Here is a 21,162-nt window from a genome sequence, read left to right as displayed (position 1 = left end):
GGTCAGGCAGCACATATCTACAAGGTGGGACACGACATATGGAACAGCGTGTGCTGGGACGTACCGGACGCCAGGTCGGGGTGGTCGGGCTCGGCGCGTGGCAGCTCGGCGCCGACTGGGGCGAGGTCTCGGAGGACGAGGCCGTCGCCACCCTGAACGCGGCGGTGGAGTCGGGCGTGACCTTCATCGACACCGCCGACGTGTACGGCGACGGCCGCAGCGAGCAGATCGTCGGCCGCTTCGCCAAGGCCCACCCCGGGCTCACCGTCGCCACCAAGATGGGCCGCCGGATGGAGCAGATCCCCTCCAACTACGTGATGTCCAACTTCCGGGCCTGGAACGAGCGCTCCCGCCGCAACCTGGGCGTGGACACCATCGACCTGGTCCAGCTCCACTGCCCGCCGACGCCCGTCTACTCGACGGACGCGGTGTTCGACGCCCTCGACACGCTGGTGGCGGAGAAGAAGATCGCCGCGTACGGGGTGAGCGTGGAGACCTGCGAGGAGGCCCTGACCGCGATCGCCCGGCCCGGCGTGGCGACGGTGCAGATCATCCTCAACGCGTTCCGCCTCAAGCCGCTGGAGCAGGTCCTCCCCGCCGCCCGCGCCGCCGGCGTCGGCATCATCGCGCGGGTCCCGCTGGCCAGCGGGCTGCTGTCGGGCAAGTACGACGAGCACACCACGTTCGCCGCCGACGACCACCGCACCTACAACCGGCAGGGGGAGGCGTTCGACGTCGGGGAGACGTTCTCGGGCGTCGACTTCGCCACCGGCCTGGAGGCGGTGCGCCGCCTGGCGCCCCTGGTGCCGGAGGGTGTCACCATGGCGCAGTTCGCGCTGCGCTGGATCCTCGACCAGGAGGGCGTCTCGGTGGTGATCCCGGGCGCCCGCAACCCGGCCCAGGCCCGCGCGAACGCCGCCGCCGACTCCGTACCGCCCCTGGACGCCGCCACCCTGACCGCCGTCCGCGCCGTCTACGACGACCTCATCCGCCCCCAGGTCCACCACCGCTGGTAGCCACGGGCTCGCAAGCGTCCCGCCCGGCAACAGCAGAGGCACCGTCAAGCGGCGGTAGGTCTGGTGGCCTCGCGGCCACCGCCACCCATCTCGCTGCCCGGGCGGGACAACCCGCCGGAGAATCTCACTCCGGACGGTTCCGCGCTCGCGCGCGTTGCGTACCTCCACCATCTGCCCGGGAACGCCCGGGGGCAAGGGCCCCCGCAGCCCCCTTTGCGGCTCCCCCGGTGACGCTTCGGGCGACACACCCAGGACAATGCCCCGGAAAAGGCGGTGGCCCCCCGGATCTACCCATCCGAGGGGCCTGAGAAAGACCGCCACATGTGAGCACCAGCGGCATTTAAGGGAACAGGTCAGCTCTTACGACGCGCGCTCTGCCATTGAGCCACCGCCGCATGAGGAAAAAGAGCGGCGGGCCGGATTCGAACCGGCACCTCAACATCCACAGCCCGTCCCGATCGATCTGGCGCTCGACGATCAATGCTGAATCTGGAGCGAGAATCTGAAATTGAGACGGCTGCCTCTGCCAGTTGGGCCACCGGGGCCCGAATGCCCCGGGGAGGACTCGAACCTCCACTGTCACCGCCATGTCAGCCTCAGGCCTCAGCCTCAGCTTTGCGCTCCTGGCGCACCCTCGCACGCGGCGAGGGAGTCTGTCACATCATTGTCCGCAGCACGTCAGGTCTCTAACACGTCAGGTCTGTAACACGTCAGGTCAGGCGAACAGATAGGCGAACACCCTCTCGCCGACCTTCTTGTCGACGACCTCCGTGCCGTTCGCCTCCTCACGCGCGTACTTCACCGCGTCCTGCAGCTTCTGCACGCGCGCCAGCAGCTCGTTGACCCGCCGCTGCGGCAGCGCCCCGGAGAAGTTCACCTTCGTCCAGTAGCCGACCACGATGTCCTCGTTGTAGACCTGCACCTGCGCCGGATGCTTGTCGGTCGCCTCCGCCAGCACGTGGTTACGCGGCACCTTCTTGGTCCGCGTCGTCTTGACGGGATCGGTGCGCCACGTGTCGGTGGCCTCGTCGCGCGACCACGTCTCGGCCGGGTCCAGCGTGGGCAGCTTGGAGACCAGCGTGTAGACGTCGGTGAGCTGCTTCTCCAGGAAGAGCAGGTACGTCACCGGCACTTGCTCCAGCAGCACCGTGCCGTCCACCACGACGTCGGCCCTGGCCTCGCAGTTGGCCCAGTCCTTCGTCGCGGTCACGTCGAACAGCCGCGCCAGAGCGACCCCGACCCCCTTGAGCACCTCGTCCGCCTGCACCTGCACCCGCGTGGACTCGGGCGGCAACTGCTCGCCTTCGTCGTCGATCGGCTGGTAGGTACGGGAGATGCCGGACAGCAGCGGCGCCTTCTGAATCTGGTGGTAGGCGTCCGTCACCTTGCGCTGGACGTCCGACTTCACACCCTTCTCGACCGCGAGGATCTGGTTGAGCTTGGTCACGCTGAAACCCTAGAGCCGCCCGGAACGATCGCACACCTGATTATTCGGTGATGCTTGATCTCTATACTCCGGCCCATGCCGGAATCACCCTCCACCTTCGACATCGCGTACAGTCTCCTGCGCGAAGGCCGCCTGATCGACGCGGAGCAGCTCATGCTGAAAGAACTCCAGAGCGTCGAGCAGAGCCATGGCCGCACCAGCTCCGAATGGGCCTCCGCCCAATGTGACCTGGGCAATCTCCTGTTCAACTCGGACCAGTTCGACCGCGCGGCGGAGTGCTTCCGCGACGCGTGCGCCCACCCCCCGGTCGGCGACAGTGCGGCATTCAAGAACTTTCTCACTTACCGCCTCAATCTCGGCATGGCGCTGCTCATGGCCGGCCGCCTGGACGAGGCCGAGGCCGAGCTGCGCCGCAACCTCCGCGAGCGGGAGGAGTTCTACGGGCGCGAGCACCCGGGCTACGCCTACGCCCTGGAGCAGCTCGCCGACGTCCTGATCCGGCGCGGTGAGCTGGCCCAGGCCCGCCAGGCCGCCGAGGAGGCGGTCGGCATCTTCTGGGAGGCGGGCCACGAACGCGTCGCAGGCGCCATGGCGTTGCGTGCGGAGATCGTCCTGGCCTCGGGTGGCGGGGACGCCGTCTTCCCCGGGCTGGACCAGCTGCCGGACGAGATCGTCGAGCTGATCGTGCTCACCGTGACGGCCCGGGTCCGCCAGGTCCCCGCGACCGCCAGGCCGGTGCTCACCCACCTGGCCGCCACCCTGGAGTCCCACCTCGGCCCCGACCATCAGGCGACACTCAAAGCCTTCGCCGAGCTGGCGAACTCCGGCCACGACTCCGGAGATCAAACGGGACGGGTGGAGGCGATCGAGAAGCTGCTGGCCTCCTACGACCGACAGGGCAGGGCGGAGGACGCGCTCATGGCGGTCCTCGGCCTGGCCGTCGCGCAGGACGCGGCGGGGGACGTGGACGGCTCGCTCAAGACGTACGAGCAGGCACTGGCCCGGGCCGACGGCATCGGCCGGCATGACCTCCGCGCCCAGGTGCTGCGCAACTGGGGTCTTGCCCTGTCGTCCGCAGGCCGCCCGGCAGAGGCGGAGCAGCGGCTGCGCGCGGCCGTGACGGAGGCCGGCCTGTCTGGCGACGACGAGCTGCTCGGCCGCGCCCGCATCGCGCTCGGCCTCTTCCTGCAGCACGAGGAGCGGCTGGACGAGGCGCGGGAGCTGGTCGAGGCGGGCCTGACCACGCTCGACGTCGCGCATCCGGAGGCGATCCAGGGCCGCGGCCATCTCGGAGCCATCATGGCCGGCCGATCGTGCGGCTGCGGCGACACGAGGGAAGCGATCGCGCAGGCGTTCCGCGAGTTCGTCATCGGCAGGCTGCCGCACGACCTGCTGGCCGAGCTCGAGGTCACCCTGGACGGCGGCGACTTCCAGATCGGCGTCCAGCTCGTCAGGGAGCCGACCGAGGACGAGCTGAAGCAGCTGAACGCCGTTTTCGAGAGCGCCACGGCGGAGTTCCGGGGCCGCCTGGCCGCCGCCGGATAGCACCTGAGCAGGCAGGAACCCGCCCTTGCTGCCTGGTTGTCCGACACCCGGCGTGCGGCGGAGCCGTACCGACGACTAGCGCTGCTTGAGGCGGAGCGCCTCTTTGCGGGCCTCGGCGTGGACGGCCCGCTCGTGCTCCAGCCACTCCGGGTTCTCCGCCTTCAGCGCCTCGATCTCGGCCGTGGTCAGCGGCTCGGTGATGCCGGCCCTGGCCAGGCCGGAGATGGAGACGCCGAGCTTGGCGGCGACGACCTGCTTCGGGTGCGGGCCGTTGCGGCGCAGGTCCGTGAGCCAGGCCGGCGGCTTCGCCTGCAGCTCGTTCAGCTCGTCCCTGGAGACGACACCCGCCTGGAACTCGGCGGGGGTGGCCGAGAAGAGGACACCCAGCTTCTTGGCCGCGGTCTCGGGCTTCATCGTCTGGACGCTCTTCGGTTTGGACGAGGTCATGGGGCCAAGAGTAGCCAGTCGGGGCGCGTTTCCTGACATCGGTACCCTGAGGCGGTGACTGATGGTGAGAGCGGCGACGAGTTCCGGCTGGCGTACGTGCCTGGGGTGACGCCCGCGAAGTGGGTCAGGATCTGGGCCGAGAGGATGCCGGAGGTACCGCTCACCCTGGTCGCGGTGCCCGCCGCCGAGGCGGTGGCGCTGCTGCGCGACGGCGGCGCGGATGCCGCGTTCGTGCGGTTGCCGGTCGAGCGTGACGGTCTCAGCGTGATCCCGCTCTACGTGGAGACGACGGTGGTCGTGGTGCCGAAGGACCACGCGGTGGCCGCCGCCGACGAGATCGAGACCGCCGACCTGGCCGATGACGACGTGTTCCATCCGCTGGACGACACCATCGAGTGGCCGGCCCTGCCCGGGCAGCCCGCGTTCACCCGTCCCGACACGACCGCGGACGCGATCCAGCTCGTGGCCTCCGGCGCCGGGCTGCTTCTGGTCCCGCAGTCACTCGCCCGCCTCCACCACCGCAAGGACCTCACCTACCGTCCGGTGACGGACGCACCGCAGTCGCAGGTCGCGCTGGCCTGGCCGGCGGACGCGACCACCGACCTGGTGGAGGAGTTCATCGGCATCGTTCGCGGCCGGACGGTGAACAGCTCCCGCGGCCGCAACGCCGCCGCCTCCCCCGCGCAGAAGCCCGCACGACGACAGAGCCCCAAACCAAGCCAGAACGCCGTGGGCCGCCGGGGCACGCAGCCCGGCCGGCGGAGGAAGGGCCACCGACCCCGCTGACCCACCACCGCATCCCCGCCGGGGAAGCCGGCCTGTCACTCGCGCTTCCGTTCAACGGGAAAACCATGGATCAGTGCTGAGCGGCCAAGAGTGCGGCATTCACGCCGGCACCGGGTGCCGTCCTGCCTTCGCGTACCTGCACCAAGACTCGAACTTGGGACCTCCGCATTATGAGTGCGGCGCTCTCACCGACTGAGCTATGCAGGCGTGCGCCCCGACTATCCCACCCTGGGACGCGACGTCTCCACCCCTTTTCCGCCGAGCAGGCGGCGGGTTTGCGGGTCGGGGCTCGGGCAGTTGGCGTTCATGACCGACGAGAAGCCTCCCGAGGAGATGCCGCCCGCAGTCGGACAGGTCTCCGGAGAGTCCGACGCCTTGGTGGCACGAGCCGGAGTCCAGGTACGGCACACGCCACGCCCGATCCCGGCCGAGCCGATCGAGCCGCCGCCCGACCCCGAGCAGAAGGCCGAGGAGGAGCGGCGGGAGGTGGCGTCCGAAGGGGGCGAGGAGAAGGACGTGCGGCCCGACGCGGAGCCCACCGACTGAACGAGGTCATGGGCGCGAGGGGGCCTGGAGCGCGCGGGCGCGGACGGCCGAGAGCATGGCCCGCCGGACGAGACCGCTGCCGAGCCGGATGAGCAGCCAGTACCGCAGGAACGCCCGGCGCGCGTCCGGGCTGGTCGCCTGGACGCGGGTCTCGGTGATGAGGCGGATGCGGCCGTCGCCGGCGTCGTCGAGGAGGAAGCTGAACGTGGCCTTGGCGAAGCCGGGACGGTCGAAGGCGAGGAAGCCGTCGAGGTCGGTGACCGAGGAGACGTTCTCGGCCCGGCCCAGCCGCCACCACTGGCCGATCACGCCGTCCACGACCTCGCGGCCGGGGTTCTCGGCGAGCGTGGTGAAGCTCGGCAGGTCGAGCTGCGCGTGGCCGTTGCGCAGGCGGGAGGCCAGGTCACGGAGGGCGAACAGCGGCTTGGCGAGGCGGATGTCCGTGGGGTCGGGGTGCTTGATGGCGTGCCAGACCTGGTCGCGGGGGCGGGGATCAGGATCGAGTGGCGTGACGACGCCGCGACCGGTGTCCGTCAGCCGGGCGGGACGGAGCGCATGGCCAGCGCGTAGACGCCGCGCAGATCCTCGGCCGAGATGGGCGGGACGACCTGCTGCGCGCCGACGAGGATCAGGTAAAGAAGCTTGGCCATGCCTTCGGCCTCGTCCGGCTCCCCGCCGAGCTCCAGCCACAGCGAACGCAGATAGTCCATGCGCATGCGGTCGACGCGTTCCTGGAAGGCGTGGACGTCGGCGTCCTGCCGGGCCCAGGCGCGGACGGCCGTCGCCAGGTCGCGGCTGCCCGCGTACGCCTCCAGCACCAGGTCGAGCAGGCCCTGGATCTTGTCGTGCCCGCTCGGGCCGGCGGCCTCCGCGCCGGCGATGAGGCGGCCGGTGTGCTCGGCCTCGATGTGCGCGAGCAGGTCGGACTTGTAGCCGCGGATGCCCTTGAAGTGGTGGTAGAAGGAGCCCTTGGTGCGGCCGAGGTCGGCGCAGAGCCGCTCGATCGTCACTGCCCGGATGCCGTCCCGGGTCGCGATGGCGAGCCCGGCCTCCAGCCATTCACCCTTGGACGCCACGCGCATACCGTACCAGACGGTATGCCCCTCCCCCGAGCCATACCATAAGGTACGGTATGGTCACGCTCATGAGTCCACGAGCAAGCACGCTGACCCGCTGGGTCCCCCGGCTGATCATCGCCCTCGCCCTGGTGCACTTCGTCTGGGCGTTCGCGCAGCCCAACGCCTGGGCCGCCATCGCGGGCGACGGCTTCTTCCGCGCCCTCGTCGACCTCGAGGCCGGCGACTACTTCGCCCGCGAGGCCAGCGTCTGGTTCCTCGCCGCGGGCGTCGCCCTCCTCGCCCTGGGCACCCTCTCCCGGCACGTCATCGCCACGACCGGCCGGCTGCCCGCCCAGCTCGGCTGGTACCTGGTGGGCATCGGCGTGCCCCTGTGCGTCCTGTACTTCCCGGTCACGGGCGGCTGGCCGATCCTGGCCATCGGCGTGCTGGCCCTGCTGGCCGCCCGCGAGCCCGTCAGGGCCGGCGAGAGCGCGGAGGTCTGACATGAGCATCCTCATCAGGGCCGCCCTGGTGCTGGCCGCGGCGTCGATGCTGATCACCGGCGGGTGGGCGCGGGTCGATCCGGCCGGGTTCGCCGCCTGGGCCGGCTGGCCGAACCACGTGCACTTCCTGCACGACGCAGGGGTGTTCCAGCTCGGCATCGGGCTGATGCTGGTGTGCGCGCTGCGCTGGCGGGACGTCGTCACCTTGGTGCTGGCGGGTTTCGTGTTCACCAACACCTTCCACGCTGTCAACCACGCGACCGACCTCGACCTCGGCGGTCGCGCCTCCGACCCCTGGCTGCTGCTGGCGTTCTCCGTGGTGGGGGCGGCCGGGCTGGTGGCCAGGCTGCGCATGACGGCCGCCCGCCGCGCGGGTCAGGGGGCGGGCGCGTGAAGGTGCTGGTCGCCGGCGCGACCGGCACGCTGGGCACGGTCCTGGTACGTCAGCTGCTCGCCGCCGGCCACCAGGTCCGCGGCATCACGAGATCCGCCACCGGCGTCCGGAAGCTCGCGGCCGCGGGCGCCACGGCCGTGGTCGCGGACGTGATGGACCGCGACGCGCTCCTGACCGCGCTCGACGGCCTGGAGGCGGACGCCGTCGTCCACCAGGCCACCGCCATCACCGGCCTGCCGCTCTTCCACCGCGCCCTGTACGCCACCGACGCCCTGCGCGAGCGCGGCACCGCCCACCTCGTCGAGGCCGCCGGGCTGGTCGGCGCCCGCAGGTTCCTCACCCAGTCGTTCTTCCTCGGGTACGGCTACCGCGACCACGGCGACGAGCCGGTGACCGAGGACCGCCCGTTCGCCGAGCCCGGCCAGGGAGCCTTCGACCCGCACATGCGCTCGATGCGCGCCAACGAGGAGCAGGCGTTCGCGGTCGGCGGCATCTCCCTGCGCTACGGCATGTTCTACGGCCCGGAGCCGACCACCTGGCACCTGATGAGGATGGCCAGGAGGCGCCTGCTTCCCGTCCCCCGCCCGGCGGGCACCGTCTCGCTGATCCACATCGAGGACGCGGCCGCCGCCACGGTGGCCGCCCTGGAGCGCGGCCGGCCGGGCCGGGCCTACAACATCGCCGACGACCACCCGGCCCGGTTCGACGAGTACGTCAGGGCGCTGGCGCGGGCGGCCGGCGCTCCCGCCCCGCTGACGGTGCCCGGCCGGCTGCTGCGCGCCACGCCGTACCTGCACGCCCTCATGGTGGGGACGCGGCTGCGGCTGAGCACCGATCTGGCCAGGAGGGAGCTGGGCTGGACGCCCGCCTACCCGTCCTACCGGGAAGGCCCCGTGTGCCGGTGAGCGGCCTCCCCCAGGAGGGGGAGGTGGCGGCGGCCAGGCGTTCGTAGCGTGAGCCGCATGACCAGAAACATCCGGACGTTGGGCGCGCTCCTGTCGCTCGCCGTGACCGCCGTGGGGATCCTGTGGTGGACGGCCCCCGCCAGCTATCCGTTCGGCGCGGCCGACCGCGTGAAGGTGTCGCTCACCCACCTGCTCGAGCACGACGTGACCGGCCCCATGACCGTGGCCGCCGGGCTGGTGGGCCTGGCGGTGATCTTCGGCCCGGGGCCGGTCGTGCGCGCCGGCGCGGTCGCCGAGCTGCTCTTCTTCGGCGTGGTGCTCTCCGACGCCGGCATCATGTCCGTCTTCGCCTACGGACTGGCGATCCTGGGGCCCGTGGCCCTGCTCGGCGTCGTGGTGGTGGCGGCCGCGCGCGGGAAGGCGTTCGGCCTGGTGGGAGTCGCCGCGCTGGCCGCCCTCGCGGCGGCGGACACGATCACCGGGTTCGGCGCGCTGCCCCTGGTGGGACGCTACCTGGGCAACGTCGCGAGCGACTTCGCCTCGTTCGGCGGCCGGCTCGGCTGGACGCTCGCCAACGCGGCCGCCTGCGCCGTGTGGGCGGTGATCGCGGCGAGGGCGTTCAGAACGGGCGAACGGCCGCGCTGGATCAGGCCCGAGTCAGCCCGCAGGTGGGGGCGGATCGCCACGATCGGGGCGGCGCTGTGCCCGCTCCCGTACGCGCTGTACCGGCTGACCTGGCTGACCCCGTGGCCCACCGACGCCGACGTCACCGGGGCGCTCAGGGCCGACACCCGGCTCCAGGGGCTGCTGCTCGCCTTCGCCGCGCTGGCGGGCGCCGCGTTGACCCTCGGGCTGATCAGCAGGTGGGGTGAGGTGTTCCCGCGCTGGGTGCCGATCGTGCACGGGCGTCCCGTCCCGGTGGGGCTGCCGGTCATCGCCGGTGGCACAGTCGCGGGCCTCTGCTGCCTGGCCTCGCCGGGGCTCGTGATCGACTCCGTGCTGCGCGGCCAGCCGGGTGCGCTGCTGCTCTGGCCGTACCCGCTGTGGGGCGCGCTGCTCGCCGTGGCCGTCCTGGCCTACTGGCTGCGCCGCCGGGCCGTTCCGGCAGGGCGATGACGACCCGGCACCTACATGATCATCTCGGCGGAGAAGCGGTGCCCCACCTCTGCGAGGCCGCTGCTGACGAGACCGAGCTCGTAGGCGAGCACGGCCGCCTGGGTGCGGTCGCGGGCGCCGAGCTTGTCCAGGACGTTGCCGACGTGCGTCTTGACCGTCTCCCTGGTGACGTGCAGCGCGGAGGCGATCTCGGCGTTGTTCAGCCCGAGCGCCACGTGCCGCAGCACGTCCAGCTCGCGCGGCGTCAGCTCGACGACCGGCCCGCGCTGCCGGGCGCTGCCGGCATGCGGCGCGGCGATGCGGCGCAGCGCGCCGGGGAAGAGCACCGCGTCGCGCCGGTGCACGAGGCGGACCGCCTCGACGAGTTCGCCGGCGGGCGAGCGTTTGAGCACGTACCCGGCGGCGCCCGCACGCAGGGCACCCCAGACGAGCTGGTCGCTCTCGAACGTGGTGACCACGATGACGCGCGTCCCCGGCGAGCGGTGGGCCAGCTCCCGGGTCGCGGCCAGGCCGTCCATGCCGGGCATGCGGATGTCCATCAGCACGACGTCCGCGCCGGCGCCGGCCGCGACCGCCGCACGGCCGTCGGCGGCCTCGGCCGTCACCTCGATGTCGTCGTGCAGGGAGAGCATGGTGGCCCAGCCCGAGCGGATGAGCTTCTCGTCGTCGGCCAGGACGACCCGGATCACAGCGGCAGACTCGCCCGTACGCGCCACGTCCCGTCCACCTCCTCCCACTCGCACGTCCCACCCGCGAGACGGGCCCGCATGCGCATGCCGGTCAGTCCACGTCCCGGCTCGCTGGGCTTGCCCAGGATCGCGTTCTCCAGGGTCAGGGCCAGGCCGGCGGCCACGGCGACACTGAGCGTGACCGGGCCGCGCCCGTGGCGCAGCGCGTTGGTGAGCGCCTCCCTCACGATCGCGAACGCCGCCCGCGACGTCGCGACGGGCACCTTGCCGAGATCACCGACACTGACCCGGACGTCGAGGCCGTGAGTGAGCGCGCCGAGCGCCTCCAGAGTGGGCGTCTCCCCCGCCATACCGTCGTCGAGCACGTTCAGCAGCACGTCCAGCTCCTGCTGGGCATCGCGGGCGGTGGCCGTCAAATGTCCGAGCGACTCTGCGGCGAGCGCCGGGGCGGCCCGCTGCAACGCCGCCTCGGCCGCCATGGCCTGCACCAGGACGACGCTGAGGGCATGGCCGACGGAGTCGTGCAGCTCCAGAGCGAGCGCCTGGCGCCGTCCAAGCTCGTCGATCACCCGGGACGGCTCGGAACGCAACAACCGCCGCGCCGCCCAACGCTGCCCGAACCCCGCGCCGACCATCACGGCCACCACGACGACGGCGAGCCCCAGCACCTCGGCCACCTCACCGGACGCCACCCGCCACCCCTCGGGAAGCAGCCCGGGAGCCAGGGCCAGCACAGCCGCGCTGAGCGACGCACCGACGTACAGATGCAGGCTGGTCAGCACCACCAGGTAGAGCCGATCACCACGCTCGGGCACATCGACACCGAGCAGCTCCGACAGCGCGGCCACCTCCAGCCGGCGCGTCAGCGGCATCATCGCGAGCAGCACCGAGGCGGGCGCGCACGCCGCCCACAACACCAGCACCCGTCCCGGCGTCGGCTCGCCGAGGATCAGCAAGCCGAGCCCGGCGGCGACCGGAGACAGCAACGCAGCGCCCAGCAACTGGTAGACCCCGGCCCGCACGGCCCGGGCAAGATGGCGCTTCATGCGGACCGACGCTAGCCGACCCCTCCCCTGACGCCCTCCCCCGCCGGGGGGAGATGGCGGCGGAGCGCTCGGGGCGATCACGAGCAGCCCTGGTACGTGAGCTAATGGCAGGAAGCCCCGTTTCCACGCTGGGAGACGGGGCTGAGGTCGCAGGTGGGCGGTACTGGGTTCGAACCAGTGACCCCTCGCTTGTAAGGCGAGTGCTCTACCGCTGAGCTAACCGCCCCTGATCGGCACTACACCTTACGACACCAACGGCCCCGATCGCACATCCACCGCCCAGCCGGGCCCCAGCTCAGGTCGGCCCGCGGCGCGCCAGCCCAGGAGGGAGGCGCCGAGCATGCCGGCGTCCACGCCGAGGGCGGCCGGGACCAGCGGGGGTGCGTCGCGGAAGGCGAGGCGTTTGATCAGGCGGGTGCGGACGGGGTCGAACAGGGCCGGGCCCGCTTCCGCCAGGCCGCCGCCCAGCACGATCACCGAGGGGTCCAGCAGCAGTGTGTACGTGGCCAGAGCCAGCGACAGGGCCTCCACGGCCTCGTCCCAGACCTCGATGGCGATCGGGTCGTCCGAGGAGACCACCTGCTCCGCCTTGACGCCCTCCACGCCGGCCCGCTGGCTGTAGCGGCGGCCGACCGAGGCGGCCGACGCGTACGTCTCCAGGCAGCCGAACTGGCCGCACGCGCACTGCTCGCCGTCCGGGAAGACGGGGGTGTGGCCGATCTCGCCGGCCCAGCCGGAGGAGCCGCCGTACGGCTCGCCGCGGATGATCGAGGCGCCGGCGATGCCCGTGCCGATGGGGAGGAAGAGGAAGTCCGTGAGGCCGCGGCCGGCGCCGAGGATGCTCTCGGCCAGGCCGCCCGTGCGGACGTCGTGGCCGAGCATCACCGGGATGTCCAGGGTGGTGAAGCTGGAGGCGGGGACGTCGCGCCAGCCGAGGTTCGCCGCGTACACGGCCGCGTTCTCCGTCACCAGGCCCGGAACGGCCAGGCCGACGCCGGCCGGGTTGCCGTCGCCCGAGGCGGCCAGGTGGCTGATGAAGGCGGAGATGGCCGCCACGACCGCCTCCGGGCCCTCGGCTCGGGGGGTCGGGCGCCGCTCGCTCAGCAGCACCGCGCCGGACTCGCTGACCAGGCCGCCCTTCATGGACGTACCACCGACGTCGAGCGCGACGACGAACGAACTCATTGCAGACACGGAAGGAGACGATAGCGCAGCTCAGTAAATGTCTGGAAAGGGTGTGCCGTGGCTCCGGCTTCCTCGTCCCGGTGGAGGGCTGTGGGGTCCCTGTGGAGGGCTGTGGGCTCTGCGTCCATGTCGATGGCTCAGAGCCGCCTTCGAGCCGCGCTCCGAATCGCCTCCGAGTCGGCTCCGAGTCGCCTCCGAGTCGGCTTCGAGGCTGTTGAGCTTCGTGTCCGGCTTCGGGCTCCTGCGAGGGACGTTCGGCGCGCGGTGCTCAGTGAGGCCGTGCGCCCCGTACCGCGAGTGGAGGGTTTCCGGGCAGGAGCGGGCCGCGGCCGGGCTCACAGGGCGGGCTCAGGCCCGTCCGAGCACCCGGTTGAGTGCCGCCTCGACCTCGGCCGACAGCCCGGGCGGCGGTGCCACCGCGGCCGGGCGGTCGAGGGCGTCGGACGAGCGCGCCAGCCACACGGCCCCGCAGGAGCGGCATTCGACCTCGCCCAGCCGGCAGATGAGCGCCGTGGAGGCGCAGGTGGAGCAGGCGTCGAGGTCGAGGTCGTGCAGTCGTTGGCAGTCCGGGCAGATCAGCACCTGGGACTCGTTGCGCACCCCGCGCTGCCACGGGCTTGCGCCGCGCACCGGGTCCGTCTGCCGGGCCCCGCACCGGTAGCAGGGCATCCTTCCCTCCGAAAGTCACGAAGTCCGCGAAGTCACGGAATATCGGCGAGTGCCTTGACATAGTCGGCGACGTCGCGAGCGGAGGAGATCGGATTGACCACCGACCACCGGATCACGCCCTCGCCGTCGATGATGAAGCTCCCCCGCCGAGCGAGCCCCTTCGCCTCATCGAACACACCGTACGCCTGCGCGACCTGTCCGTGTGGCCAGAAATCAGAGAGCAGGGAGAACGTGTAACCCTCGCGATCCGCCCACGCACGATGCGTGAAGACGGAGTCGACGGAGACGGTCAGGAGCCGCGCGCCCTCGATCGGGTGATCGCGCAGGGCGGACAGCTCGCTGGAACAGATCCCGCTGAACGCCAGCGGGTAGAAGACCAGCACGACCTTCTCGCCCCGGAGCCGAGACAAGCTCACCGGGGTGCCGTGCTGGTCCTGCAGCTCGAAATCCGGAGCCAGGGCGCCGACCTCGGCAGGATGTGCGTTCACAACCCTCATCCTGCCGTACGGCAGGCGCTCGAGCCCCCTACCGGCGGCCCTTCGGCGGGACGAGCCGGGTGCCGGACCAGTCGGGTGCGGCGGAGATGCTGCTGGTCTGCGAGAGACCCGCGGTGGTCGCATCCTCCCCGATGTCGCTCGGCTCCACGTGGCCCTCGCGCCCCGCTTTGGGAGTGAGCAGCCAGATCTGGCCGCCATCGGCGAGTGCTCGCATGGCGTTGGTCAGAGCGTCGAAGAGGTCCCCGTCGCCGTCGCGCCACCACAGCAGCACCACATCGACGACGTCGTAACTGTCCTCGTCCAGCAGCTCGTTGCCGGTCAGGTTCTCGATGGACTCGCGAAGCTCGTCGTCGGAGTCCTCGTCCCAACCGATCTCCTGCACCACCTGACCCGGCTTGAGGCCGAGTCGTTCGGCCAGGCCGCGCTCGCCCTGCGCCTGACCCGCGGTCGCGCTCACGTTTATCCCTCCTGCTTGAGTGGCCCCGCTTATGCGGTTTATCGCTTCGGCACAGTCCACACGCTGTGACCCTCAGTCGTCAACGGTCGCCACGGGTACGGCCGTAGTCGGCCAGAATCAATCAGACAAAAACGACAGGCGAACCTGACGTTGCCGGTTGTCGACGTTCAGGTCGATCAGCGCCACCGACTGCCACGTGCCCAGCGCCATTCGCCCGCCCAGCACGGGGATCGTCGCGTACGGCGGGATCAGCGCGGGCATCACGTGCGACCTGCCGTGCCCCCGCGACCCGTGCGCATGACGCCAGCGGTCGTCGGCCGGCAGCAGGTCACGCAGGGCGGCCAGCAGGTCGTCGTCACTGCCCGAACCCAGCTCGAGCAGCGCGACACCGGCCGTCGCGTGCGGCACGAAGACGTGCAGCAGCCCGTCTTCACCCTGGGCACGTACGAAATCGGCGCATTCGGCCGTGATGTCATGCACCGTCTCTCGAGAACCCGTGGCCACAGAGATGATTTCAGATCTCACACGGAAATCCTACTTAGGCACGACCACGGCATCGGGGCCCGGAAACACCAGCCCGGTGTGCCCGTCGTCGAACCGGACCACGTACGGCGGGCCGCCGTCCGTGCCCTGCACCTCCGTGATTACGCCTCCCCGGTCGCTTTCGCCGACCGTATTCCCGTGCATCAGGAGGCGGTCGCCTACCGTCGCATTCATACCTCCCACATTGGTACGCCGATTGCCGGACGAAAAGAGCGATTCCGAAGTTTTGCCGAGGGGGTGGATAGAGATCGAATGATGACCAGATTGTTACCGGACACGGAGGGGACGACGGGCCCTGAGGGGCCCCGCGGTCTCGGACCCTGGCGGGCTGGCGCGCGGTGGGAGGAGGCGCGTGGCGGACGCGCGTGACGGAGGCGCGTCGGGGGCGCTTCCTGAGCGCGAGGAGTGGGGTGTGAGGGCGGGTTCTTGGAGTGGGCACGTGGCGGAGGCCGGCGCTGGGTCGGCCGCCGTGGGCGTTGCGCCGGGCTCCTTCGTACGGCGTCTCACCGACGCGGCGCGAGTTGGCGGGTGGCCGGGGACATGTGGCGGGGGCGAGTGGGACGCGTGGCGGGGCGGGCGTGTGGCCGGGCGGGGCGAGCGGCCAGGCGGAGTGTGGCCGGGCGGGGCGAGCGGCCAGGCGGAGTGTGGCCAGGCGGGGCGTGTGGCCAGGCGGAGTGTGGCCGGGCGGGCATGTGGGCAGGCGGGCGTCGCGAGCGCGGGGCGCATGGCGGGTGGTGAGGGCGCGTTGCCGAGGTGGGCACGTGGCGGGGGCGGTGCTGGGTCGGCCGCCGTGCGCGTTGCGCCGGGCTCCTTCGTACGAGGTCTCGCCGACGCGGCGCGAGCTGGGCGGCGTACCGCGAGAGGGGCACGTGGCGGGGTGGCGGCGTGTTCGGTCCGTTAAGCGGCGGCTCGGCGCACCGGCACGGAGCCGCCGGACGAGCAAGCGGCGCATAACGGCGGCCGACAGGCGGGCACGCAGGGACGGGTGAGAGGCCCATGACGCCAGCAAGCGCGAGCAGCGACCCTGGACGCCAGCAGTCGCATGCAACGGCCCTGGACGCCAGCAGGCGCGGGCAGCGGCGTATGACGCCAGCGGGCTCGCACGCAGAGGCGGGTGAGGGCCTCACGACACCGGAAGCAGGCACACACCCAGGGACGGGTGAGCAGCCCGCGACCCGGCAGGCACGCACATAGGGAGGGCGAGCAGCCCACGACGCCAGCCCAGCAGGCACGCACCCAGCGACCGGTGACCGGCCCGCGACGCCGGCAGGCACGCACTCAGGGACGGGTGACCGGCTCACGACGTCGGCAGGCACGCACGTAGGGGCGGGCTACCGCGTGACGTCGGCAGGTGCGCCCGCAGAAGCGGGCGTGCGCGCGCGTACCGTTTTCTTGTAGTGCGTGCAATGCCACATGTACCGCGCCGTACGCGGCCCCGCCCAGCGGCGGTACCACGCCGCACCGCGACCTGCCACTTCAGGGGCGCGCGCCCTGGGCTCCAGGTGGGGCGGCTAGACTCGCCCGCCGCGAGTGAGAAACCTCCCCCACGGGGAGGTTACGAGCTACGGAGGAGGCATCCCCGGCGCAACCGGGATTCGAGCGAAATTTCGTCCGTTTTCCTGTCTTGTTAAATTGACCCAGGGATGTAACCTTTGGTGCGATTCGTCCTACCATCGGTGGTCTAGGCCATCGCAGATGGCCCTGCCAGCAGGGACACTCTGGTTACTGGCAAGTAGAGATGCGTTTTCTACGGCTAGCGACCAGGATGGAAGGCGACCCAGACCAGACATCAGTCCATCTCGGAAGGCGAGACCCAGTGGCTTCCGGACGCCAGCGATTCTCGATCATCAGCGACGGCCTACCCAGCCAGCTGCCTGATGTCGACCCCAGCGAGACCAACGAGTGGCTCGAGTCTCTCGACAACGTCGTCAAGACGGAGGGCCGCACCAGAGCCCGCTACCTCATGCTCCGCATGCTGGAGCGCGCCCGCGAGCACCAGGTCGGCGTGCCGGGCCTGCGCAGCACCGACTACATCAACACGATCCCGCCGGAGCGCGAGCCCTGGTTCCCGGGCGACGAGCACGTCGAACGCCGCATCCGCGCCTATATCCGCTGGAACGCGGCCATCATGGTGTCCCGGGCCAACGCCCGCACCAACGTGGGCGGCCACATCGCCACCTACGCCTCGGCCGCCTCCCTGTACGAGGTGGGCTTCAACCACTTCTTCCGCGGTAAAGACCACGGCGAGTCGGGCGACCAGGTCTTCTTCCAGGGGCACGCAGCGCCGGGCATCTACGCCCGCGCCTTCCTCGAGGGCCGGCTCAACGAGGCGCAGCTCGACGCGTTCCGTCAGGAGCTGTCGCACGGCTTCCACGGCCTGCCCTCCTACCCGCACCCGCGGCTCATGCCCGACTTCTGGGAGTTCCCGACGGTCTCGATGGGCCTGGGCCCGATCGGCGCGATCTACCAGGCGCGGTTCAACCGTTATCTGCTCAACCGGCAGATCAAGGACACGAGCCGCAGCCACGTGTGGGCGTTCCTCGGCGACGGCGAGATGGACGAGCCCGAGTCGCTGGGCGCGATCGGCCTGGCCGCGCGTGAGGAGCTCGACAACCTCACGTTCGTGATCAACTGCAACCTGCAGCGGCTCGACGGTCCGGTACGCGGCAACGGCAAGATCATCCAGGAGCTGGAGTCGTACTTCCGCGGCGCCGGCTGGAATGTGATCAAGGTCGTGTGGGGCCGCGACTGGGACCCGCTGCTGGCGGCCGACGTCGACGGCGTGCTGGTCAACCAGATGAACACCACCCCCGACGGCCAGTTCCAGACCTACTCGGTCGAGTCGGGCGCCTACATCCGCGAGCACTTCTTCGGCTCCGACCCGCGCCTGCGCAAGATGGTCGAGCACCTGAGCGACGACGACATCCGCAAGCTGTCGCGCGGCGGCCACGACTACCGCAAGGTGTACGCGGCGTTCAAGGCGGCCCGCGAGCACGTCGGCCAGCCGACGGTGATCCTCGCCCAGACCATCAAGGGCTGGACCCTGGGCAAGGACTTCGAGGCCCGCAACGCCACCCACCAGATGAAGAAGCTCACCAAGGCCGAGCTGAAGGAGTTCCGGGACCGGCTCTACCTGCCGATCCCCGACTCGGCCCTGGAAGGCGACCTGCCCCCGTACTTCCACCCGGGCGAGAACGACCCGGAGATCCAGTACATGAAGGAGCGCCGCGCGGCGCTCGGCGGCGTGCTGCCCAAGCGGGTCGTGCGCGCCAAGCCGGTCAAGCTGCCCGGCGACGAGGTCTACAGCACCTTCAGCAAGGGCTCGGGCAAGCAGCAGGTGGCCACGACCATGGCGTTCGTGCGGCTGCTGAAGGACCTCATGCGCGACAAGGAGATCGGCCACCGGTTCGTGCCGATCATCCCCGACGAGGCGCGCACGTTCGGTCTCGACGCGATGTTCCCGACGGCCAAGATCTACTCGCCGCACGGGCAGACGTACGAGGCCGTCGACCGCGAGCTGCTGCTGTCGTACAAGGAGGCCACGCAGGGCCAGATCCTGCACGAGGGCATCAGCGAGTCGGGCTCGATGGCCTCGGCGATCGCGGCCGGCACCGCCTACGCCACGCACGGCGAGCACATGATCCCGATCTACATCTTCTACTCGATGTTCGGGTGGCAGCGCACCGGCGACCAGATGTGGCAGATGGGCGACCAGATGGGCCGCGGCTTCCTGCTGGGCGCCACCGCGGGCCGCACCACGCTCAACGGCGAGGGCCTGCAGCACGAGGACGGCCACACGCCGCTCATCGCCTCGACGAACCCGGCCGCCGTCTCCTACGACCCGTCGTGGGCGTTCGAGGTGGCGCACATCGTCAAGGACGGCCTCAGGAGGATGTACGGCGACCAGCCGGAGGACATCTTCTACTACCTGACCGTCTACAACGAGCCCTACCTGCAGCCGGCGCAGCCGGCGAACATCGACGTGCAGGGCCTGCTCAGGGGCCTGTACAAGTTCGCCGACGGCCCGCAGACGCAGGGCCCGAAGGCCAACATCCTGGCCTCCGGCGTGGCCGGCCCGTGGGCGATGGAGGCGCAGCGGCTGCTGGCCGAAGACTGGGGCGTGTCGGCCGACGTGTGGTCGGCGACGTCGTGGTCGGAGCTGCGCCGCGACGCGCTGGCCTGCGAGGAGCACAACCTCCTCAACCCCGACGCGGAGAAGCGCGTCCCGTACGTCACCCAGGTGCTCTCGCAGGCGCAGGGGCCGTTCGTGGGCGTCAGCGACTACATGAAGGCGGTGCAGGACCAGATCGCGCAGTGGGTGCCGGGTGACTGGTCCTCGCTGGGCACCGACGGGTTCGGCCTGTCCGACACCCGCTCGGCGCTGCGCCGCCACTTCCACGTGGACGCCGCCTCGATCACGCTGGCCGTGCTGACCAGCCTGGTCAAGCGGGGCGAGCTCGACGGCGAGGTGCTGCGCGAGGCCATCGCCAAGTACCACCTGAAGAACGGCGTCACCGAGGCCGGTGGCGCGGAGAGCAACGACACCCAGTCGATGGGCGTCTGAGTCAGTCATCCAAGAAGGGCGCTCCCGCGAATTTCCTTCGCGGGAGCGCCGTCATATTCGGCCGTCCGCGCCGTTTGGCCTAGTGAGGCGGCACGTTCAGGAGGGGTACGTGCCGCCTCACCCTGGTTTGGTGCACGGTCACGTATTGTGGGCACTACTTCCCCCTGAGAGATGTGAGGGGAAGTTCGTCATGCGTCGCGTTACAGCCGCCGCCCTGCTCCTGGCGGCCGCCACCGGTTGCTCCGCGGTTCCCGCGGAGCCCGCGTCCGGGCCTTCAGCGGACTCCACAGCCGCTTCCGACAAGATCTCCTGGGGTGCCTGTACGGACATCAAGCGCCCAGACGGCGAGCCACCGGCCCGCCAGGACGCCTCGATCCGCTGCGGCAAGCTCACCGTGCCCCTCGACTACGCGCAGCCCGACGGCGAGAAGCTGGAGCTGGCGCTGATCAAGCTGCCGGCCACGGGCAAGGGCAAGCCGCTGGGCTCGATGGTGTTCAACTTCGGCGGCCCCGGCGCGTCCGGTGTCGACACGCTCGACCAGGCCGCCAAGGCGCTCACCGCGCTGCGCGCCCGCTACGACCTGGTCAGCTTCGACCCGCGCGGCGTCGAGCGCAGCTCCGGCGTGCGCTGCGGCAGCGGCGCCGAGATGGACACCTTCGTCGCCCTCGACACGCTGCCACCCGACGACGAGACGGACAAGCAGGTCGCGGCGGCCAACAAGCGCTTCGCCGCCCTCTGCCAGCAGAACTCCGGCAAGATCCTGCCGCACGTCGGCACCGTGAACGCCGCCCGCGACATGGACCGCATCCGCGACGCCGTCGGCGACCCCAAGCTCAACTACGTCGGCATGTCGTACGGGACGCAGCTCGGCGCCGTCTACGCCACCCTGTTCCCGAAGAACGTGGGCCGCATGGTGCTCGACGCGCCGCTCGACCCGACGGTCACGTTCGAGCAGCGCACGCTCGCGCAGACGCGCGGCTTCCAGCAGGCGTACGAGAGCTTCCTGCGCAAGTGCGTGAAGGAGACCTGCGCGCTCGGCAAGGACGAGGCCACCGCCCACACGAACGTCGAGAACCTGCTCAACCAGCTCACCGCCCAGCCCATCAAGGTGGGCAACCGCCAGCTCACCCAGGGCCTGGCCTCCACCGGCGTGGCCGCCGCGCTCTACTCGGAGCTGACCTGGCCGTTCCTGGAGGAGGCGCTGGGCGCGGCGCTCAAGGGTGACGGCGAGGCGCTGCTCTACCTGGCCGACTCTTACACCGGGCGCAGCCCCGACGGCTCCTACTCCACCCAGATGACCAGCTTCCCCGCGATCACCTGCGTGGACACCGCCGAGCGGCCCGACGAGGCGACGCTGCGGCGCACCGAGGCGGCCGCGCTGAAGATCTCGCCGCTGTTCGGCAGCGAGGGCTCGGGCGGGCTGTGCCGGGTGTGGCCGGCCAAGGGCAGCGACGAGGCGCGGCACGTGAACGCCACCGGGTCCGCGCCGATCGTGGTCGTGGGCGGCAAGGGCGACCCGGCCACGCCGTACGAGTGGGCGCCCAAACTGACCGCGCAGCTCAAGACCGCGACGCTGGTGACGTACGAGGGCGAGGGGCACGGGGCGTACCTGTCGGGCAGCAAGTGCATCCAGGGGCTCGTGGACGCGTATCTGATCGACGGCAAGGTGCCCGCCAAGGGCGCGACCTGCCCGGCCGCGTAGCCACGATGCCCGGCCGCCTGGCCACGATGCCTGGCGGCCTAGTCTTG

The 21,162-nt window shown here is 71.0% G+C and carries 22 protein-coding genes and 2 tRNA genes; 10 read left to right on the top strand and 14 right to left on the bottom strand.

Translation table 11 applies throughout. From position 1 onward, the window contains the following. Positions 1 to 38: 38 nt before the first annotated feature. Complete coding sequence (locus KIS93_RS14435; protein ID WP_080046361.1) at positions 39 to 1,016, top strand: aldo/keto reductase; 978 nt, start codon at positions 39 to 41, stop codon at positions 1,014 to 1,016. A 715-nt stretch (positions 1,017 to 1,731) separates the two neighbouring features. Here the strand turns inward: KIS93_RS14435 and KIS93_RS14430 are convergent. Beyond that, positions 1,732 to 2,463, bottom strand: a complete 732-nt coding sequence (locus tag KIS93_RS14430) for a DUF7873 family protein (RefSeq protein ID WP_080046360.1) — start codon at positions 2,461 to 2,463, stop codon at positions 1,732 to 1,734. Positions 2,464 to 2,538: 75 nt separating this feature from the next. On the opposite strand from KIS93_RS14430, the gene KIS93_RS14425 reads away from it, so the two are divergent. After that, positions 2,539 to 4,008 (top strand): tetratricopeptide repeat protein, encoded by a 1,470-nt coding sequence (locus KIS93_RS14425; protein ID WP_080046359.1) that lies wholly within the window; start codon positions 2,539 to 2,541, stop codon positions 4,006 to 4,008. Positions 4,009 to 4,083: 75 nt separating this feature from the next. Here KIS93_RS14425 and KIS93_RS14420 read toward each other — a convergent pair whose 3' ends face one another. Beyond that, on the bottom strand, positions 4,084 to 4,455 hold the full coding sequence (locus KIS93_RS14420; RefSeq protein ID WP_080046358.1) for a DUF5997 family protein: 372 nt from the start codon (positions 4,453 to 4,455) through the stop codon (positions 4,084 to 4,086). Positions 4,456 to 4,509: 54 nt separating this feature from the next. On the opposite strand from KIS93_RS14420, the gene KIS93_RS14415 reads away from it, so the two are divergent. Further along, positions 4,510 to 5,241, top strand: coding sequence for a LysR family substrate-binding domain-containing protein (locus KIS93_RS14415; RefSeq protein WP_230465906.1), 732 nt, complete (start codon positions 4,510 to 4,512; stop codon positions 5,239 to 5,241). A 133-nt stretch (positions 5,242 to 5,374) separates the two neighbouring features. Here KIS93_RS14415 and KIS93_RS14410 read toward each other — a convergent pair. Next, positions 5,375 to 5,448, bottom strand: a tRNA-Met gene (locus KIS93_RS14410). Positions 5,449 to 5,547: 99 nt separating this feature from the next. On the opposite strand from KIS93_RS14410, the gene KIS93_RS14405 reads away from it, so the two are divergent. Next, positions 5,548 to 5,787: a hypothetical protein gene (locus tag KIS93_RS14405; RefSeq protein ID WP_155129419.1), complete on the top strand. Its 240-nt coding sequence runs from the start codon at positions 5,548 to 5,550 to the stop codon at positions 5,785 to 5,787. 6 nt (positions 5,788 to 5,793) lie between these two features. Here KIS93_RS14405 and KIS93_RS14400 read toward each other — a convergent pair whose 3' ends face one another. Continuing rightward, positions 5,794 to 6,105: a hypothetical protein gene (locus tag KIS93_RS14400; RefSeq protein WP_080046356.1), complete on the bottom strand. Its 312-nt coding sequence runs from the start codon at positions 6,103 to 6,105 to the stop codon at positions 5,794 to 5,796. 215 nt (positions 6,106 to 6,320) lie between these two features. Then, positions 6,321 to 6,863 (bottom strand): TetR/AcrR family transcriptional regulator, encoded by a 543-nt coding sequence (locus KIS93_RS14395; RefSeq protein WP_222107472.1) that lies wholly within the window; start codon positions 6,861 to 6,863, stop codon positions 6,321 to 6,323. 68 nt (positions 6,864 to 6,931) lie between these two features. Here KIS93_RS14395 and KIS93_RS14390 point away from each other — a divergent pair, with 68 nt between their 5' ends. Genes KIS93_RS14390 through KIS93_RS14375 form a run of 4 tightly spaced genes read left to right on the top strand, consistent with a single transcriptional unit; the run spans position 6,932 to position 9,763 of the window. Continuing rightward, positions 6,932 to 7,348, top strand: coding sequence for a DUF6463 family protein (locus KIS93_RS14390; RefSeq protein ID WP_155129416.1), 417 nt, complete (start codon positions 6,932 to 6,934; stop codon positions 7,346 to 7,348). Between the two features lies 1 nt (position 7,349). Beyond that, positions 7,350 to 7,742, top strand: a complete 393-nt coding sequence (locus KIS93_RS14385) for a hypothetical protein (RefSeq protein WP_080046352.1) — start codon at positions 7,350 to 7,352, stop codon at positions 7,740 to 7,742. Further along, a complete protein-coding gene (locus KIS93_RS14380; protein WP_080046351.1) occupies positions 7,739 to 8,647 on the top strand; it encodes an NAD-dependent epimerase/dehydratase family protein in 909 nt (302 codons plus the stop codon). Before KIS93_RS14385 ends, KIS93_RS14380 begins: the two co-directional genes overlap by 4 nt. Positions 8,648 to 8,704: 57 nt before the next feature. Further along, positions 8,705 to 9,763, top strand: coding sequence for a hypothetical protein (locus KIS93_RS14375; RefSeq protein WP_080046350.1), 1,059 nt, complete (start codon positions 8,705 to 8,707; stop codon positions 9,761 to 9,763). Positions 9,764 to 9,774: 11 nt separating this feature from the next. Here the strand turns inward: KIS93_RS14375 and KIS93_RS14370 are convergent, their stop codons facing one another. The 9 genes from KIS93_RS14370 to KIS93_RS14330 form a co-directional block, all read right to left on the bottom strand. Continuing rightward, positions 9,775 to 10,452 carry a response regulator transcription factor gene (locus KIS93_RS14370; RefSeq protein WP_080046349.1) on the bottom strand — a complete coding sequence of 226 codons (678 nt, stop codon included), beginning with the start codon at positions 10,450 to 10,452 and terminating at the stop codon, positions 9,775 to 9,777. Continuing rightward, positions 10,449 to 11,498 carry a sensor histidine kinase gene (locus KIS93_RS14365; RefSeq protein WP_080046348.1) on the bottom strand — a complete coding sequence of 350 codons (1,050 nt, stop codon included), beginning with the start codon at positions 11,496 to 11,498 and terminating at the stop codon, positions 10,449 to 10,451. The genes KIS93_RS14370 and KIS93_RS14365 overlap by 4 nt, the downstream gene beginning before the upstream one ends. A 154-nt stretch (positions 11,499 to 11,652) precedes the next feature. Beyond that, positions 11,653 to 11,724: transfer RNA gene (locus KIS93_RS14360), tRNA-Val, on the bottom strand. A 17-nt stretch (positions 11,725 to 11,741) separates the two neighbouring features. Beyond that, positions 11,742 to 12,683, bottom strand: a complete 942-nt coding sequence (locus tag KIS93_RS14355) for an ROK family protein (RefSeq protein WP_080046347.1) — start codon at positions 12,681 to 12,683, stop codon at positions 11,742 to 11,744. Between the two features lie 348 nt (positions 12,684 to 13,031). Next, a complete protein-coding gene (locus KIS93_RS14350) occupies positions 13,032 to 13,352 on the bottom strand; it encodes a hypothetical protein (RefSeq protein WP_080046346.1) in 321 nt (106 codons plus the stop codon). 32 nt (positions 13,353 to 13,384) lie between these two features. Then, positions 13,385 to 13,840, bottom strand: a complete 456-nt coding sequence (locus tag KIS93_RS14345; RefSeq protein WP_230465905.1) for a peroxiredoxin — start codon at positions 13,838 to 13,840, stop codon at positions 13,385 to 13,387. Between the two features lie 37 nt (positions 13,841 to 13,877). Next, entirely contained in the window at positions 13,878 to 14,306 is a 429-nt protein-coding gene (locus KIS93_RS14340) for a DUF3052 domain-containing protein (RefSeq protein ID WP_080046344.1), read from the bottom strand. 117 nt (positions 14,307 to 14,423) lie between these two features. Continuing rightward, positions 14,424 to 14,831 carry a secondary thiamine-phosphate synthase enzyme YjbQ gene (locus tag KIS93_RS14335; RefSeq protein WP_080046343.1) on the bottom strand — a complete coding sequence of 136 codons (408 nt, stop codon included), beginning with the start codon at positions 14,829 to 14,831 and terminating at the stop codon, positions 14,424 to 14,426. 9 nt (positions 14,832 to 14,840) lie between these two features. Further along, positions 14,841 to 15,023, bottom strand: a complete 183-nt coding sequence (locus tag KIS93_RS14330) for a DUF1918 domain-containing protein (protein ID WP_080046342.1) — start codon at positions 15,021 to 15,023, stop codon at positions 14,841 to 14,843. Between the two features lie 1,642 nt (positions 15,024 to 16,665). Here KIS93_RS14330 and aceE point away from each other — a divergent pair. Together aceE and KIS93_RS14320 are read left to right on the top strand one after the other, a co-directional pair. After that, positions 16,666 to 19,413 carry a pyruvate dehydrogenase (acetyl-transferring), homodimeric type gene (gene aceE, locus KIS93_RS14325; protein ID WP_080046341.1) on the top strand — a complete coding sequence of 916 codons (2,748 nt, stop codon included), beginning with the start codon at positions 16,666 to 16,668 and terminating at the stop codon, positions 19,411 to 19,413. 190 nt (positions 19,414 to 19,603) lie between these two features. Then, complete coding sequence (locus KIS93_RS14320; RefSeq protein WP_080046340.1) at positions 19,604 to 21,115, top strand: alpha/beta hydrolase; 1,512 nt, start codon at positions 19,604 to 19,606, stop codon at positions 21,113 to 21,115. Positions 21,116 to 21,162: the final 47 nt, after the last annotated feature.

The sequence above is a fragment of the [Actinomadura] parvosata subsp. kistnae genome, from assembly GCF_900323885.1.
GTDB lineage: Bacteria > Actinomycetota > Actinomycetes > Streptosporangiales > Streptosporangiaceae > Nonomuraea > Nonomuraea composti.
Note: the sequence above shows the minus strand (reverse complement) of the source record. Positions and strands in the feature narration are given on the sequence as shown.

Coding starts and splice junctions, on each gene's coding strand:
- KIS93_RS14435 (WP_080046361.1), top strand. CDS start 39: ATGGAACAGCGTGTGCTGGGACGTACCGGACGCCAGGTCGGGGTGGTC.
- KIS93_RS14425 (WP_080046359.1), top strand. CDS start 2,539: ATGCCGGAATCACCCTCCACCTTCGACATCGCGTACAGTCTCCTGCGC.
- KIS93_RS14420 (WP_080046358.1), bottom strand. CDS start 4,455: ATGACCTCGTCCAAACCGAAGAGCGTCCAGACGATGAAGCCCGAGACC.
- KIS93_RS14405 (WP_155129419.1), top strand. CDS start 5,548: ATGACCGACGAGAAGCCTCCCGAGGAGATGCCGCCCGCAGTCGGACAG.
- KIS93_RS14390 (WP_155129416.1), top strand. CDS start 6,932: ATGAGTCCACGAGCAAGCACGCTGACCCGCTGGGTCCCCCGGCTGATC.
- KIS93_RS14385 (WP_080046352.1), top strand. CDS start 7,350: ATGAGCATCCTCATCAGGGCCGCCCTGGTGCTGGCCGCGGCGTCGATG.
- KIS93_RS14375 (WP_080046350.1), top strand. CDS start 8,705: ATGACCAGAAACATCCGGACGTTGGGCGCGCTCCTGTCGCTCGCCGTG.
- KIS93_RS14365 (WP_080046348.1), bottom strand. CDS start 11,498: ATGAAGCGCCATCTTGCCCGGGCCGTGCGGGCCGGGGTCTACCAGTTG.
- KIS93_RS14355 (WP_080046347.1), bottom strand. CDS start 12,683: ATGAGTTCGTTCGTCGTCGCGCTCGACGTCGGTGGTACGTCCATGAAG.
- KIS93_RS14350 (WP_080046346.1), bottom strand. CDS start 13,352: ATGCCCTGCTACCGGTGCGGGGCCCGGCAGACGGACCCGGTGCGCGGC.
- KIS93_RS14330 (WP_080046342.1), bottom strand. CDS start 15,023: ATGAATGCGACGGTAGGCGACCGCCTCCTGATGCACGGGAATACGGTC.
- KIS93_RS14320 (WP_080046340.1), top strand. CDS start 19,604: ATGCGTCGCGTTACAGCCGCCGCCCTGCTCCTGGCGGCCGCCACCGGT.